The sequence below is a fragment of the Methanofastidiosum sp. genome, from assembly GCA_035362715.1.
GTDB lineage: Archaea > Methanobacteriota_B > Thermococci > Methanofastidiosales > Methanofastidiosaceae > Methanofastidiosum.
The window spans coordinates 48781-63366 of the sequence record DAOSDU010000004.1 but is presented as its reverse complement, the minus strand read 5'-3'; the positions used below and the strand labels follow the sequence as shown (position 1 = coordinate 63366).

Here is a 14586-nt window from a genome sequence, read left to right as displayed (position 1 = left end):
TGATTAGATGATTGTAATAAAGATTGGTGGAAGCCTTGGTACAGAGGTAGAAAGCTTAGCAAAAGAGATAGCCGAGATTTCAAAAAAGGAAAAGATAGTTGTTGTCCATGGGGGATCTTATGAGACTACAGAAATCTCAAAGAAGCTTGGAAAAGAAACAAAGTTTGTTACATCTGTTTCCGGTTTTAGATCAAGATACACCGATCTTGAAACAATCCAAATCATGGAAATGGTAATGGCCGGAAAGATAAACAAAGAGCTTGTAAAGCTACTCCAAAAATCAGGTGCTAATGCTTTTGGATTATCGGGTGCTGATGGAAAGGTCTTGCTTGCCAAGAGAAAAGATTCTATTAAGATCATTGAAGATGGAAAAAAGAAAATACTAAAGGATGATTTCACAGGAAAAGTTGAGAGTGTCAACAAGGAACTTATTACAATGTTGCTTGATAAAGGGTATTTACCAATTATCTGCCCTTTGGCAATAAGTGCTGAAGGGGACATTGTGAACACTGATGGGGACAGGGCTGCAGCTGCAATAGCATCTGCACTATCTGCTGATCTAGTAGTCATGACCAATGTCGATGGATTTCTAAAGGATGGAAAGCTTGTAACAGAACTCAACTTATTACAGATTGAAGAAGCTTATCAATTTGCGGATGGAGGTATGAAGAAAAAACTCCTTGCCGCAAAAGAGGCCATAGAACAGGGAAGCCCTAAAGTAATAATTGCAAGAGGAAATCTAGATAATTCATTAGAAAATGCCTTGAATGGCAAGAGAACGGTGATTTCAAGATGATCTATAAAGACTTAGAAGAAAAGTATGGTAGCGGTGTCTACTATAAGAGAGATCTGGAAATTATTTCGGGCAAAGGTATCTATCTTTATGATAGCCAAGGAAATGAATACATAGACTGCGTTGCAGGTCATGGAGTTTGCCTTTTTGGGCATTCTCACCCAAAGATAGTCCAAGCTATAAAAGAGCAGTCTGATACTTTGATTTCATGCCCCGAGATATTCTATAATGACAAGAGAGCAGAGCTTTTGGAAAAAATAGCTGAAATTACGCCAAAAGGACTTACAAAAACATTTCTATCAAACTCTGGTGCTGAGGCTGTTGAAGCAGCATTAAAGTTTTCAAGAAAAATAACTGGAAAGACAGATATCGTTTCATTCACATTTGGATTCCATGGCAGGACAATGGGGGCTCTTTCTGCAACTTGGAAAGCGGAATACAAAAAACCTTTCTTGCCGTTGGTTCCAGGTTTTTGTCATACTGCATACAATAATCTAGAAAAACTTCAAGAGGTAATTACTGACAATACCGCCGCAATCATAGTAGAGCCTATCCAAGGAGAAGGTGGAGTTAAACCCGCCAACATGGATTTCATAAAAGGTATCAGAGAGATTTGTGATCAAAAAGGAATATTGATGATTGTAGATGAGGTCCAGACAGGTTTTGGAAGAACTGGGGAGTTGTTTGCAATAAATAGATACAATGTTTCGCCAGATATCTTATGCCTTGGAAAAGGAATAGCCGGTGGAATACCTATGGGGGCAACTGTTGTCAGAGAAGATCTATCAAATCTTGACAAGGGAGAGCATGGCTCCACATTTGGAGGAAATCCCCTTGCATGTAACGCTTCACTTGCCGCAATTAGGACTCTAAAAGAAGAAAAACTCGTGGAAAGATCAAGAGAAAATGGAGAATACTTCTTATCACAACTGAAAAAGAATATCGATGAAACTGTTTACAAAGATATAAGGGGTCTTGGCCTTATGATTGGAATTGAGATGAAGCAGAAGGTAGGGCCCTATCTTGCACAACTTATGGAGAAAAAAGTACTTGCACTTACAGCAGGAAAACTTGTAGTCCGATACCTCCCACCTTTAATAATTGAAAAGGACCATATTGATAGGGTTGTTGAGGCGACAGGTGAAATTATTGGAAGAAGTTAAACTGCTTGAAGAGATAATAAAAATCTATAGCCCTTCAGAGAAAGAAAAAAATGTCTCTGATTTTTTATTTAATTTTCTTAAAAATAAGAAATTTAATGTCAAACAAGATAAAGAATGGAATGTTATTTCAACAATTGGCTCTGGCCCCCCTTACATTCTTCTGACAAGTCATATGGATACAGTCAGTGGAGAAGTTCCTTTTAGAATTGAAGGCAAGAAAATATATGGTAGAGGTGCATGTGATGCCAAATCACCGCTTGCAGCACTTCTTTCTGCGTTTATTAGGTTTAAAAATAAAAAATTCAAAGGAACACTTATCTTTGCTGGAGTTACTGGTGAAGAAGCCCCAAATTCTAGAGGTACTTTGGAATTAATGAAAAAGATAAAAGCAGATTTCATATTTCTAGGGGAGCCCGGTTCTGCTGATGGGATTACAATAGGATACAAAGGCAGATTGCTTCTGAAGATATTGTTTAAGGGTAAAGCTTCACATTCCTCTTCAGAAGAAGATAATCCAATATTAAAGTTCATAGATTTTTCAAACAAAGTTAGCATGCTATATAAAGGAAACAACTTGTTTGAATCTCTCAGTTATTCACCAACTTCAATATCTGCAGAATCTGAAAGTAATGTTATGCCAAGTGAATGCAGGATAACAATTGACTTTAGAATCCCGCCTGGGTTATCTCATGAAACTGTCTTAAAAGAGATATCACAACTTCTTGATGGTGAAATCGAGCTAGTCGAAGGTGTAGATGGAGTAATCACTTCAAAGAATAACATACTTGTAAAAACATTAGTAAAGGCGATAAGGGAAAATGGATTTTCCCCAAAATATAAGAAAAAAACAGGATCTTCTGATATGAATCTCCTTGTTAGATTGACAGAGAACATAGTTACCTATGGCCCAGGCGACTCATCTTTAGACCATACAGATATGGAATGTATTGACACTGACGAATATCTTAAATCAATTGATATTTTAGAGATGGCAATATCAGAAATCTTTGGGATAGTTTCTCTTTAGATCCCATAAGAATACTAATGCAAGTATAAAGAATGCTAACAATCCCGGAATACCAAAAGGAACACCTAATAGTTGATTATTTGTTTGTGCAAAGATTATCCCAAATCCAACGTAAGCGTTTATTGCACCGTGTCCAAGTGCTGCAGTCAAAACTGATTTTGATTTAATTTTTAACCACCCAAAAAATATCCCTACAAATATAGTCCAAAGTGTGAAGAGAAATACACCCGGTAAAGGGTATTGGTGATAGTTATATCCCATTGCAATTAAAGGTGCATGCCATAGTCCCCATATAACACCAGTTATTAATAGAGTCTTTAGGATAGAAAACTTTTCTAGCAAGAGATCCTGAAGGTATCCACGCCACCCATACTCTTCTCCAAATGCGAATATAGAGTTAGGAAAAATAGGCGCAATTGAATAGTTGATTAAATAGATATAGATAGGAATACCATACTGAATTGGGAATATTAAATCCATATCAGTTCTTAGAGTTCCAAATCCCATTATTACAAATAGAAGAACTCCTAGCCCAATAACTAAAAATGGATAAAGATAGGCAGCTAAATAATATTTAATACTCTTGCCTTTGTTTATCCCAAAAGATGAAAGTTTTCTTTTAAGATAGAATTTGGTAAGTGTGACAGATACAATTAGCGGTACAAACATCATGGCAATTAGAAATGCAAATGTATTCTGGTATGTAAGGCCACCGTTAAGAAAAATAATTGCATCCATCAAATATGTAATAAAAAATGTGATTATTACAAAATAAATAATTCCTTTTGAGGAATTGTCATTTAAATTTGGAAGATTAGATGTCATTTTCTCACTGTACTAAATAATTATTTGTTATTTAAATAATTATTTCTAACAAAATTAGGGTAGACGAAAATTTTATAAAGGGTAATATATTACCACATTGGATATAAAAAAAATAATAAAGGAGGGATGCCCGTGGAAACAAAATTAGATTGGTGCAAATTAACTAGTAAGGACATAATAGAGAAGTTGAGTACATCTACGGGTGGGCTCTCCTCTAAAGAAGCGACCTCAAGACTTGAAAAGTATGGATACAATGAGATTAAATTCAAGAAAAGAGGGCCAATTATCAGATTTTTAATGCAATTCAATAATCCTCTGCTCATGGTTCTAATAGTGGCAGCTTTTGCATGTTTTTTCCTATGGGCTTTCATGGGAGAAGAAGATATCATAATGGACATGTGGGTTATTATAGGAGTTGTTATAGCAACAGCCGTGATTGGATTTATCCAAGAAGGGAAAGCTGAAGCCTCAATTGATGCCTTAAAGGATATGCTAGTGGATAAATGCAAGGTAATGAGAGATGGTGAAACTAAAGTAATTCCTGCAAGAGATCTAGTTCCAGGAGATATCGTTATTATTGAGGCCGGAGATAAAGTACCTGCTGACCTTAGAATAGTATCTTCAAAGAGTTTGCATTTAGATGAATCAATGCTTACAGGAGAATCAATGCCTGTCCGAAAAGGTACAGAAGATGATCCCAATAATAAAAATAACGAAGGAAAGTATTGTATGGCCTATGGGGGAACTTTTGTAACAAGCGGAAGAGGAAAAGGTATTGTATATGCAACTGCGGAAGAAACTGAAATTGGGAAAATAGCAAAACTAATGAAGAGTTCTGGCCAGACTACACCCCCTATATTAAAAAAGATATCGGCATTTGTAAAGCTACTAATCATTACTATTGTTTCTTTTGGAGTAATAGTTTTCGGATTGGGCGTACTAGAGGGATATGAAATAATCTATATGTTTCTTGCCATGATAGGCATGATTGTGGCATTAATACCTGAAGGGCTTGCTGGTGCTATAATTGCTGCTTTTGCTGTTGGATCCACCGTTATGGCAAAAAAGAATGCAATAGTAAGAAACTTACCAGCTGCTGAAACCTTAGGTAGTGTCACAGTTATTTGTTCAGATAAAACAGGGACCCTAACTAAAAATGAGATGACAGCAGTTCGGATATTTAGTGGAAATAGAACCTATATTGTTGAAGGTGTAGGGTACGAACCTGTGGGTCAAATATTGGAGAATGATGGAAATACAAAAGCAGAACTAACACCAGAGCTTATCCAAACTTTAAGAACAGGTTTTCTCTGTAATAATGCAGGTATAGCTATTGAAAAGAACAGATACGTTGCCAAAGGAAGCCATACAGAAGCGGCTTTAATTGTTTCAGCCACAAAAGCTGGCATCAATGAAAAACTTCTAAAATTGGATGAGATACCTTTTGAACCGAAACAACAGTACATGGCAACATTACATGAAGATTGTGATGGGAATATAATTTATGTAAAAGGTTCTCCTGAAAGAATTTTAAAATCTTGTAAAAATCAGTTTATCGATGGAAAAAAAATGCCACTTGACAAAGAACTGATAATGAAAAATGTCGAGGATATGGCTAAAGATGCGTTAAGAGTCTTAGCTATGGCTTACAAGAAAGTTCCTAAAGATAAACTTTCACTTGACGAGAAAGATATCTCAGATTTAACATTTGTTGGTGCTCAAGGTATGATAGATCCTCCAAGAAAAGAAGCTATTGATGCCATTGAAAAATGTAAAACAGCTGGTATTCGACCAATAATGATTACAGGAGATCACGCTTTTACAGCAAAAGCAGTTGCTAAACAGCTAAGGATAGGAGATGGAGAAGACGAAGTTTTGACAGGAAAAGAAATCTCAGAGATGACAGACGATCAACTTTTTGAAGTAGTTAATGATTTCTCAGTGTATGCAAGAGTTGAGCCAGAGCATAAATATAGAATAACAAAACAACTGCAAAAAAGAGGGCATATAGTAGCAATGACTGGAGACGGGGTAAACGATGCCCCCGCATTAAAAGCAGCAGATATTGGTGTTGCTATGGGTGTGGGAGGAACTGAGGTAAGTAAGGAAGCGTCGGATATCATATTAACTGACGATAATTTTGCTACAATAGTTGATGCTGTTGAAGAAGGTAGACATGTATATGATAATATCTGGAAAGTAATCCTCTACATAATGCCAACTAATGGAGGCCAAGGACTAGCTATGGCAGGAGCTTTATTCTTAGCACCTTTTATACCTCTTTTTAGCCATAGACTTCCCATAGAGCCAGTGCAGATATTGTGGGTCAACTTAATAATTGCTATTGCTTGCGCAATTCCTTTGATATGGGAGCCAGCGGGAAATGGATTATTAACTAGACCACCAAGAGACCCTAATGAAAAATTATTCAACAAATTTTTCATTCAAAGAGTTGGGATAGTATCCGTTGTAGAAGTGACAATGATCTTCTCAATGTATTTACTCTTCTTCAAGTCGGTGGGTAACTCTCTGGAATTTTTACCACAAGCCCAGACAATCGCATTCACAACTATAATAATGATTGAAGTTGGGTATCTGTTTACTGCAAGGTCACTTAGAGGCACAGCATTTAAGATAAATCCATTTAGAAACAAATGGTTAACAATTGGTGCTCTGACAACTTTGGTCTTACAAGTCCTCTTAGTCTATTCTGAGCCTCTGTTTGGAACAAGCCCTTTCAGAACTGCGCCATTTCCAGCTATCTGGTGGATTCCATTATGTATAGTGGCGACTACAAGCTTTTTTGTTATAGAAATAGAAAAGTTTATCAGAAGAAGACTAGAAATTAAAAAAACTGTAATATAATCTTATATTTTTTATTTTCTATTAAATTTTATTTAAAAATAACCGAAACATTTAAAAGGAAATAAATGGGCTTTAAAATGCATTAGGTGCATACTATGGAGTTAGTAATAATTAGGGGGGGTGCATTTTTGCCCCTCGCAAAGGTATAAATTCTTAATAAAGTTTCTCCGTAGTCTTACCTGTAACGTTCAAGTTGTAAGTGATTTTTTTTCATTTGAGAGAACTTACTATATAATTTATTTTGATAGGTGGATAGCATGGAAGAAGTTATTTGTGTAAGCGACTATAATAAGAAAGTATTAGAAAAGATGAACATACAAGGTATCAAGATATTTGATACAACTCTAAGAGATGGAGAGCAGACCCCTGGCGTAGCATTTAACGTAGAAGAAAAGATGAAAATAGCAGAAAGCCTCGATCTATTAGGAGTTGATGCTATTGAGGCAGGGTTTCCCATAACATCTGCCGGAGAAAAAGAAGCTATTAAAAAAGTATCTGATATGGGCTTAAAGGCAAAAATTTGTGGCCTTGCAAGATCCAATAAAAAAGATATTGATATCGCATTAGATTGTAATGTTGATAGAGTTCACACATTTATTGCTACTTCTCCAATACACCGAGAATTTAAACTTAAAATGTCAAAAGAAGACATCATGGCAAAAGCAATAGAAGGTGTTGAATATGCTAAGGATCACGGAGTTGAGGTAGAGTTTTCCTGTGAAGATGCAACAAGAACTGAGCTTGAATATCTTAAAGAGATGCATCGAGCTGTACGAGATGCAGGTGTAGACTATATCAATGTGCCAGATACTGTTGGTACAATAATGCCAAAAGCAATGAGATATCTAATAAAAGAGCTAGTTAACGATATCAACGTACCCATAAGTGTCCATTGCCACAATGATTTTGGTCTTGCTGTCGCAAATTCACTTGCAGCAGTTGAAAGTGGTGCCAAACAGATACACTGCACAATTAATGGTCTTGGTGAGAGGGCAGGTAATGCTTCTTTAGAGGAAACTGTGATGAGTCTAATGGCCCTTTATGGTGTCAGGTTTTCTCTCGATACAACAAGACTTACCTATATATCCAAACTAGTTTCAAGAATATCTGGCGTTGTTGTTCAGCCAAACAAGGCAATTGTTGGTGAAAATGCATTTGCCCATGAATCAGGTATTCATGTTCACGGAGTATTAAGCAAAGCTTTCTGCTATGAACCCCTTACACCAAAGTTAGTCGGAAGGGAAAGTGAGATTGTTGTCGGAAAGCACACAGGTCTCCATGCAGTTGAAAAGAAGCTTAAGGACTTCGGAATTGGATTAACAAAAGAACAGGTATTAGAGATTGTTGATGAAGTCAAAAGAATAAGGGAAAGCGGAAAGAAGATTACTGATGAAGATCTAATAGCGATAGCAGCTGGATATGTTGCAAAAGTTCCGGATGAAGAAAAGGAAGTAAAACTTGAAGAGATGTCTATAATATCAGGACTTCATATTACGCCAACAGCTACAGCTATACTAAACATAAATGGAAATAAAAAAATAGGTTCAAACATAGGGAATGGTGCAGTTGATGCAGCATTAAATGCTTTAAAGTCAGTTGTTCCAGAAAAGATAACGCTTGAAGAATACAGACTTGAAGCAATAACAGGTGGATCTGATGCTCTGTGTCAGGTATCTGTGAGAATAATAAATGAAGATAATATAAAAGCAATTGGAAAGAGTGTTGGCTCCGATATAGTCATGACAAGTGTCAATGCAACAATTGAGGCCATAAACAAACTAAGAAAGATAAGTAAAGAGGGGAAAACGAAATGAGCGAAGGTTTGAAAGGAACAGAAATCGTTGTAAAGTGTCTAAAAGAAGAAAACGTAAAGAATCTATTTGGTTTCCCAGGAGGCCAATTAATACCCCTCTATGATGAACTTTATGAAGAAACTGATGTCAGAAGTATTCTTGTAAGACATGAACAGGGAGCAGCTCACGCTGCGGATGGCTATGCTAGAGCTTCAGGGGATCCAGGAGTTTGCATGGCAACTTCAGGCCCAGGTGCAACAAATCTAATTACTGGATTACTGAATGCAACAATGGATTCAATTCCTGTTGTTGCTTTTACAGCTCAAGTTCCTACTAAAGCCATAGGTACAGATGCCTTCCAAGAGGCAGATACTTTTGGAATCACAATGCCCATAACAAAGCATAACTTTCTAGTCAAATCAACAGATCATTTATCTTGGACAATCAAAGGCGCGTTCAAGATTGCAAATACTGGAAGAAAGGGAGCAGTGGTTATAGACCTTCCAAATGATGTCCAGCAGAAGAAATCTAAAGAGTATCATCATGGAGAGGTAAAGTTTGCCGGATATAATCCGAGCATAGTTCCAAATCCTCTTCAGCTAAAGAGAATTGCACAAAAACTTGTAGAGGCTGAGAGACCCTTAATCCTTGCAGGAGGAGGAGTAATACTTGCAAACGCCTCGGAAGATTTGAGACTACTTGCTGAGTATCTTGGTGCTGGTGTAGCTACAACTCTAATGGGAAAAGGTGCGATACCTGAAAATCACCCTCTTTCTCTTGGAATGGTAGGGATGCACGGGAGACTTGGCGCAAATAAGATGATCAATAGCTGTGATGTTTTATTAGTCATTGGATGTAGATTCTCAGATAGAACAACAGGATGGGGGCTTGAATCCTTTGCTCCGGACGCAGTAAAAATTCACTGCGATATAGACTCATCAGAATTAAACAAAAACATAACAGTAGATTTCCCACTTGTAGGGGATGCCAATCTTGTAATAAGGGATCTAATTAAGTTTATCAAAAAATTTGAAGATGTTAAAAAAGACACAAACATCTGGAGGAAACGAGTTAATCAGCTACATAGCATGTGCGAGGAGTGTGAAACTGTTAAACCTAATGGCAAACTTACGCCAGAAATTATAATAAAGACAATTAATAATTTCCTTGATGACAATGCCATTGTCACTACAGAGGTGGGGCAGAATCAGATGTTTGCTGCTCACTACTATATTACAAAAAAGCCAAGGCAGTTTATATCCTCAGGTGGTCTTGGAACGATGGGATTTGGATTCCCAGCTGCGATTGGGGCAAAGGTTGCAAAGCCAGATAGTCAAGTTTTGGATATTGCGGGCGATGGTTCATTCCTAATGGTATGTCAAGAATTAGCAACTGCAATGACTGAGGACATACCTGTAGTTGTTGGAATATTAAACAACTCATTTCTTGGAATGGTTAGACAGTGGCAGGAACTGTTCTGGGATAAGAGGTATTCCGGAACAAAACTTGGAACAATCCCAGATTTTGTAAAACTTGCAGAATCCTTCGGCGCATATGGAGAAAGAGTTGAAAATTCTAGCGACATCGAGAAAGCACTAAAAAATGCTTTTGATTCTGGTGTCGTTTCAGTCCTTGATTTTAAGATAGAATCTGAAACTAATATTCTCCCAATGATCCCGCCTGGGGGCAGGGTTGATGAGATGATAGGGGTGGGAAGATGTCGACACAAATAATATCGGTTCTAGTAGAAGATGAAGCCGGATCTCTAACGAGGATGAGCGGCATGTTCTCTAGGAGAGGTATTAATATTCATTCCTTAACAGTTTCTCCTTCTGAAAAGGAAGGTATGAGCCGGATGACAATAGTAACGACTGGAGATGAAAGAGAAATCGAAAAGATAGAAAAACAATTGAACAAGCTCATAGAAGTTGTAAAGGTAAATATCTTGGATAAAAATACTTCAGTTGTAAGAGATCTTTGTCTAATGAAAGTTTATGCAGACAAGGAAAATAGAGCAGAGGTTTTAGAAATAGCCAATGCATTTAAATCAAATATAGTAGATATTAGTATAAGAACAATAACCCTAGAGATAACAGCAGATCCGCTAGATATAGACAGATTTGTTGAAACAATGAAGAACTTTGGCATAAAAGAACTCTTTAGAACAGGAGTTACTGCCATTTCTAGGGATATTGAAAAGAAAAGTGGAGGTTAAATTATGGCAACAATGTATTATGATTGTGATGCAGACCTTAAGTATTTACAAGGTAAAAAGGTAGCCGTAATAGGTTATGGGAATCAAGGAAGGGCGCAGGCTCTGTGTTTGCACGATAGCGGTATTGACGTTGTCGTCGGTGTAAATGAAGGGGGAAAGTCTTGGAACTGTGCTAAAGATGCAGGGATTAAGACGATGAGTGTTGAAGACGCTGCAAAGGCGGGAGACATTGTTCACATCTTGATACCTGATGAAGTCCAGCCACATGTATATGCAAAATACATAAAAGACAACCTAAAGGAAGGAGATGTTCTAAGCTTTTCTCATGGATTTAACATTACATTCAATCAGATCAAGCCACCAGAATATGTTGACGTAGTCATGGTCGCACCTAAAACACCAGGTAGTGAATTAAGAAGGCTTTACAGAGAAGGTTTTGGAGCTCCAGCTCTACTAGCCGTTGAGCAGGATTACACTGGAAAGGCTAAGCAGACAGCACTCGCAATGGCAAAAGCTATGAACTTAACAAAAGCTGGAGTAGTCGAAACTACATTTGAGGAAGAAGCAATTACAGACATATTCGGAGAGCAGTGTGTTCTCTGTGGTGGTATTACAGAACTCATTACAGCAGGCTTCGAAACATTGGTAAGTGAAGGCTACCAGCCAGAAATTGCTTATTTTGAGTGCCTAAACGAAATGAAGCTAATAGTAGACTTATTCTATGAAGGCGGTCTAGAATTGATGTGGGAGAGAGTATCAAACACTGCAGAATATGGTGGAAGAACTAGAGGTCCAATGATAATCGATGACTCAGTCAGGGAAAGAATGTATGAAGTTCTTGACAATATTAAATCAGGCGAATTTGCAAGAGAGTTCATGATGGAAAACTACACAGGCAGACCAGTGCTAACAAGAGCAAGGAAAGAGGGCAGTGAAAAACTCATAGAAGATGTTGGTAAAGACATCAGAAAGATGTTCTTAAAACCTGAAAAAAAATAATATAATTTAAATTTTTATTTTTTAGTTGATTTTTATGGGAAAGACCATATCAGAAAAAATAATCGGAAATAAGGCTGGAGTAAATGCTGAGGCTGGCCAGATAGTTGAAGCTAATGTTGATTATGTAATGGTAAATGATGTAACTGGACTCCCAGCATTTGAGCAGTTTGAAAAACTTCCAAAAGGCACAAAGCCGTATAAAGAGAAGATAGTGCTTATTCCAGACCATTATGTTCCTAACAAGGACGTTGCCTCCGCTGAGCAGGCAAAAAGAATGAGAGACTTTGCAAAAAAATACGAAATAGAAAACTACTTTGAAGTTGGGAGAGGTGGAGTATGCCACCAACTTATGATTGAGAAAGGTTTTGTTGCACCGGGAAGATTGATCGTAGGTGCAGATTCACATACATGTAGTTACGGTGCTTTAGGGGCATTTTCAACAGGTATTGGATCTACTGAAGCTGCTGCTGTAATGGCAATAGGAAAACTTTGGCTAAAAGTACCTGATAGTATTAAAATAACAGTCAATGGAAAACTTGACAATTATGTTTATGGGAAGGATATAATCCTAAATGTAATCGGGGATATTGGAGTAGAGGGTGCATTATACCAAGCCATGGAGTATTATGGGAATACCATTGAAAATTTAACACTCTCAGACAGGATATCCATTTCAAATATGGCAATAGAAGCTGGGGGCAAAGCCGGTATTATTCCTCCAGATGATAAAGTCTTTGAATATCTTCAGGGAAGAGTTAGAGGAAGCTACAATCCAGTTTATTCTGATAAAGATGCTTATTATATTGAAGAGTTAAAATATGATGCGTCAGATATACCGCCTACAGTTGCGAAACCATTTTTACCGAGCAATACTGCACCGGCATCTGAAGTTGATGTGAAGATAGATCAGGCCTATCTTGGCTCTTGTACAAACGGTAGAATCGAAGATCTAAGGATAGCAGCTGAAATTTTAAAGGGAAAGAAAATCAACTCTGAAGTTAGAATGCTTGTTGTTCCTGCGACAAAGGAAGTCTTTAATCAAGCATTAAAGGAAGGGCTGATTGAAATCTTTGAGAAGGCTGACTGTTTTGTATGTGGGCCTACATGTGGGGCATGCCTTGGTGGTTACATGGGCATACTTGCTGACGGCGAAAAATGTGTTGCTACAACAAACAGGAATTTCATAGGGAGAATGGGCCATAAAAACTCTGAGGTTTATCTGGCAAATCCTGCAGTAGTTGCCGCTTCTGCACTTGAGGGAAGGATCGTTGATCCACGAGAGGTGCTATAATGAAGGAGATCCTTGAAGGAAAAGTCATAAAATTCGGAGATAACGTTGACACTGATCAGATTATCCCTGCTGAATTTTTAGTTACTGGTGATCCCAAAGAACTTGCAAAAAACGCCTTTGTAAAAGTAAGGCCAGAGTTTAGAAATATCGTGAGAGAGGGCGATATAATAGTTGCTGGAAGAAACTTTGGATGTGGATCGTCCAGAGAGCATGCGCCAAGAGCGCTTATGGGCGCAGGTATATCGTGCGTTATTGCAAAAAGCTTTGCAAGAATATTTTTTAGAAATTCTATTAATTTAGGTTTGACCTTAATTGAATATGATGTTAGAGCAAATGAAGGCGATGAACTTTTAGTCGATCTGAAAGGAGGAACTATAAAGAACAAAAGATCTAATGAGGTCTTTGAATTTAAACCGCTGCCTGCCTTTTTACTCAAGATAGTAGAGAAGGGTGGCTTGATGGAATATGTAAAGGAGGTTCTTAATGAAAAAAATAGCCATAATGCCCGGTGACGGCATAGGACCTGAGATAATCGAAGAAGGAAAGAAGGTAATAGACGCAGCTTGCGACATAACAGGATTAGACATCGAATGGGAATACTACCAAAATGGGTCTGAACAATATTTAAAAACTGGAGAATTGATTACAGAAGATACACTAAAGGAACTTAAGAAAAAGGATGCAATATACTTTGGCTCTATTGGGGATCCAAGAGTTGCCCCTGGTGTACTTGAGAAAGGTATCCTCCTAAAAATGAGGTTTTATTTTGATCAGTATGTAAATTTAAGGCCTATTGTATCCTATCCAAATGTTCCTTGTCCTTTGAAAGATAAATCCTACAAAGATATTAACTTTCATGTGATTAGAGAAAACACAGAAGATTTCTATATAGGCATTGGTGGAAGATTCAAAGGAAGAAAAAACAAAGAGGAACTTGAGGTAATAAGAGACCTTTACGAAGTAAAGTTCAATATGGGTATTGATATCGATAGACCTGAAGAGATAGCCTATCAGATAGGGATGATATCCAGAGCAGGTTCTGAGAGAGTAATAAGATATGCCTTTGAACTTGCTAAGATGAAAGGTAAGAAAAGAGTAACATCTGTTGATAAGGCCAATGTCTTGACAAACATTTACAGTTTATGGCGAGATGTTTTTGAAGAAGTGGCAAAAGAATATCCTGGTTATGAAACTGAATTTGCATTTGTCGATGCAATTACAATGTGGTTTGTAAAACAGCCACAGTGGTATCAAGTCGTTGTTGCTCCAAATATGTTTGGAGATATAATTACAGATCTTGGAGCTATGATACAAGGAGGTCTAGGTCTTGCAGCTGGCGGAAATATTAATCCTGATGGTGTTTCAATGTTTGAGCCAATACACGGCTCTGCACCGAAATACAAGGGAAAAAATGTTTCAAATCCTCTTGCTACAATATTGAGTGGAGTCATGATGCTAGAAACTATCGGAGAACCAAAAACAGCAACAATAATTGAAAAGGCTGTAATCAAAGTCTTAGAAGAAGGAAAGGTAAGGACACAGGACCTTGGAGGAACTTCAAAGACAACTGAGGTCGGAGACGAAATAGTCAAGAAGATCAAACAATAGGAGAAAA

The 14586-nt window shown here is 37.5% G+C and carries 12 protein-coding genes; 11 read left to right on the top strand and 1 reads right to left on the bottom strand.

From position 1 onward, the window contains the following. Positions 1-7: 7 nt before the first annotated feature. Genes PLI06_03925 through PLI06_03915 form a run of 3 tightly spaced genes read left to right on the top strand, consistent with a single transcriptional unit; the run spans position 8 to position 2983 of the window. On the top strand, positions 8-796 hold the full coding sequence (locus tag PLI06_03925; protein HOI76744.1) for a [LysW]-aminoadipate kinase: 789 nt from the start codon (positions 8-10) through the stop codon (positions 794-796). After that, positions 793-1956 carry an aspartate aminotransferase family protein gene (locus PLI06_03920; GenBank protein HOI76743.1) on the top strand — a complete coding sequence of 388 codons (1164 nt, stop codon included), beginning with the start codon at positions 793-795 and terminating at the stop codon, positions 1954-1956. The genes PLI06_03925 and PLI06_03920 overlap by 4 nt, the downstream gene beginning before the upstream one ends. Continuing rightward, on the top strand, positions 1943-2983 hold the full coding sequence (locus tag PLI06_03915; GenBank protein ID HOI76742.1) for a M20/M25/M40 family metallo-hydrolase: 1041 nt from the start codon (positions 1943-1945) through the stop codon (positions 2981-2983). Before PLI06_03920 ends, PLI06_03915 begins: the two co-directional genes overlap by 14 nt. Here PLI06_03915 and PLI06_03910 read toward each other — a convergent pair. After that, positions 2954-3808, bottom strand: a complete 855-nt coding sequence (locus PLI06_03910) for a type II CAAX endopeptidase family protein (protein ID HOI76741.1) — start codon at positions 3806-3808, stop codon at positions 2954-2956. The two genes, PLI06_03915 and PLI06_03910, sit on opposite strands and share 30 nt — an antisense overlap. Before the next feature lie 132 nt (positions 3809-3940). Between PLI06_03910 and PLI06_03905 the strand changes: the two genes are divergently transcribed. The 8 genes from PLI06_03905 (at position 3941) to PLI06_03870 (ending at position 14579) form a co-directional block, all read left to right on the top strand. Further along, positions 3941-6673 carry an HAD-IC family P-type ATPase gene (locus tag PLI06_03905; protein HOI76740.1) on the top strand — a complete coding sequence of 911 codons (2733 nt, stop codon included), beginning with the start codon at positions 3941-3943 and terminating at the stop codon, positions 6671-6673. Between the two features lie 257 nt (positions 6674-6930). Then, entirely contained in the window at positions 6931-8487 is a 1557-nt protein-coding gene (locus PLI06_03900) for a 2-isopropylmalate synthase (protein ID HOI76739.1), read from the top strand. Further along, positions 8484-10199, top strand: coding sequence for a biosynthetic-type acetolactate synthase large subunit (gene ilvB, locus PLI06_03895; GenBank protein ID HOI76738.1), 1716 nt, complete (start codon positions 8484-8486; stop codon positions 10197-10199). The genes PLI06_03900 and ilvB overlap by 4 nt, the downstream gene beginning before the upstream one ends. Further along, complete coding sequence (gene ilvN / locus PLI06_03890) at positions 10184-10681, top strand: acetolactate synthase small subunit (protein HOI76737.1); 498 nt, start codon at positions 10184-10186, stop codon at positions 10679-10681. Before ilvB ends, ilvN begins: the two co-directional genes overlap by 16 nt. A 3-nt stretch (positions 10682-10684) precedes the next feature. Then, positions 10685-11680, top strand: coding sequence for a ketol-acid reductoisomerase (gene ilvC, locus PLI06_03885; protein HOI76736.1), 996 nt, complete (start codon positions 10685-10687; stop codon positions 11678-11680). Positions 11681-11714: 34 nt separating this feature from the next. Then, on the top strand, positions 11715-12971 hold the full coding sequence (locus tag PLI06_03880) for a 3-isopropylmalate dehydratase large subunit (protein ID HOI76735.1): 1257 nt from the start codon (positions 11715-11717) through the stop codon (positions 12969-12971). After that, a complete protein-coding gene (locus PLI06_03875; GenBank protein ID HOI76734.1) occupies positions 12971-13483 on the top strand; it encodes a 3-isopropylmalate dehydratase small subunit in 513 nt (170 codons plus the stop codon). The genes PLI06_03880 and PLI06_03875 overlap by 1 nt, the downstream gene beginning before the upstream one ends. After that, on the top strand, positions 13455-14579 hold the full coding sequence (locus PLI06_03870; protein HOI76733.1) for an isocitrate/isopropylmalate dehydrogenase family protein: 1125 nt from the start codon (positions 13455-13457) through the stop codon (positions 14577-14579). The genes PLI06_03875 and PLI06_03870 overlap by 29 nt, the downstream gene beginning before the upstream one ends. The last annotated feature ends 7 nt before the right edge of the window (positions 14580-14586 follow it).

Bases quoted from the DNA above. Each gene is read 5' to 3' on its own strand.
- PLI06_03925 (HOI76744.1), top strand. From the start codon at position 8: ATGATTGTAATAAAGATTGGTGGAAGCCTTGGTACAGAGGTAGAAAGC.
- PLI06_03875 (HOI76734.1), top strand. From the start codon at position 12,971: ATGAAGGAGATCCTTGAAGGAAAAGTCATAAAATTCGGAGATAACGTT.
- ilvC (HOI76736.1), top strand. From the start codon at position 10,685: ATGGCAACAATGTATTATGATTGTGATGCAGACCTTAAGTATTTACAA.
- PLI06_03900 (HOI76739.1), top strand. From the start codon at position 6,931: ATGGAAGAAGTTATTTGTGTAAGCGACTATAATAAGAAAGTATTAGAA.
- PLI06_03920 (HOI76743.1), top strand. From the start codon at position 793: ATGATCTATAAAGACTTAGAAGAAAAGTATGGTAGCGGTGTCTACTAT.
- ilvN (HOI76737.1), top strand. From the start codon at position 10,184: ATGTCGACACAAATAATATCGGTTCTAGTAGAAGATGAAGCCGGATCT.
- PLI06_03880 (HOI76735.1), top strand. From the start codon at position 11,715: ATGGGAAAGACCATATCAGAAAAAATAATCGGAAATAAGGCTGGAGTA.
- ilvB (HOI76738.1), top strand. From the start codon at position 8,484: ATGAGCGAAGGTTTGAAAGGAACAGAAATCGTTGTAAAGTGTCTAAAA.
- PLI06_03910 (HOI76741.1), bottom strand. From the start codon at position 3,808: ATGACATCTAATCTTCCAAATTTAAATGACAATTCCTCAAAAGGAATT.
- PLI06_03870 (HOI76733.1), top strand. From the start codon at position 13,455: ATGAAAAAAATAGCCATAATGCCCGGTGACGGCATAGGACCTGAGATA.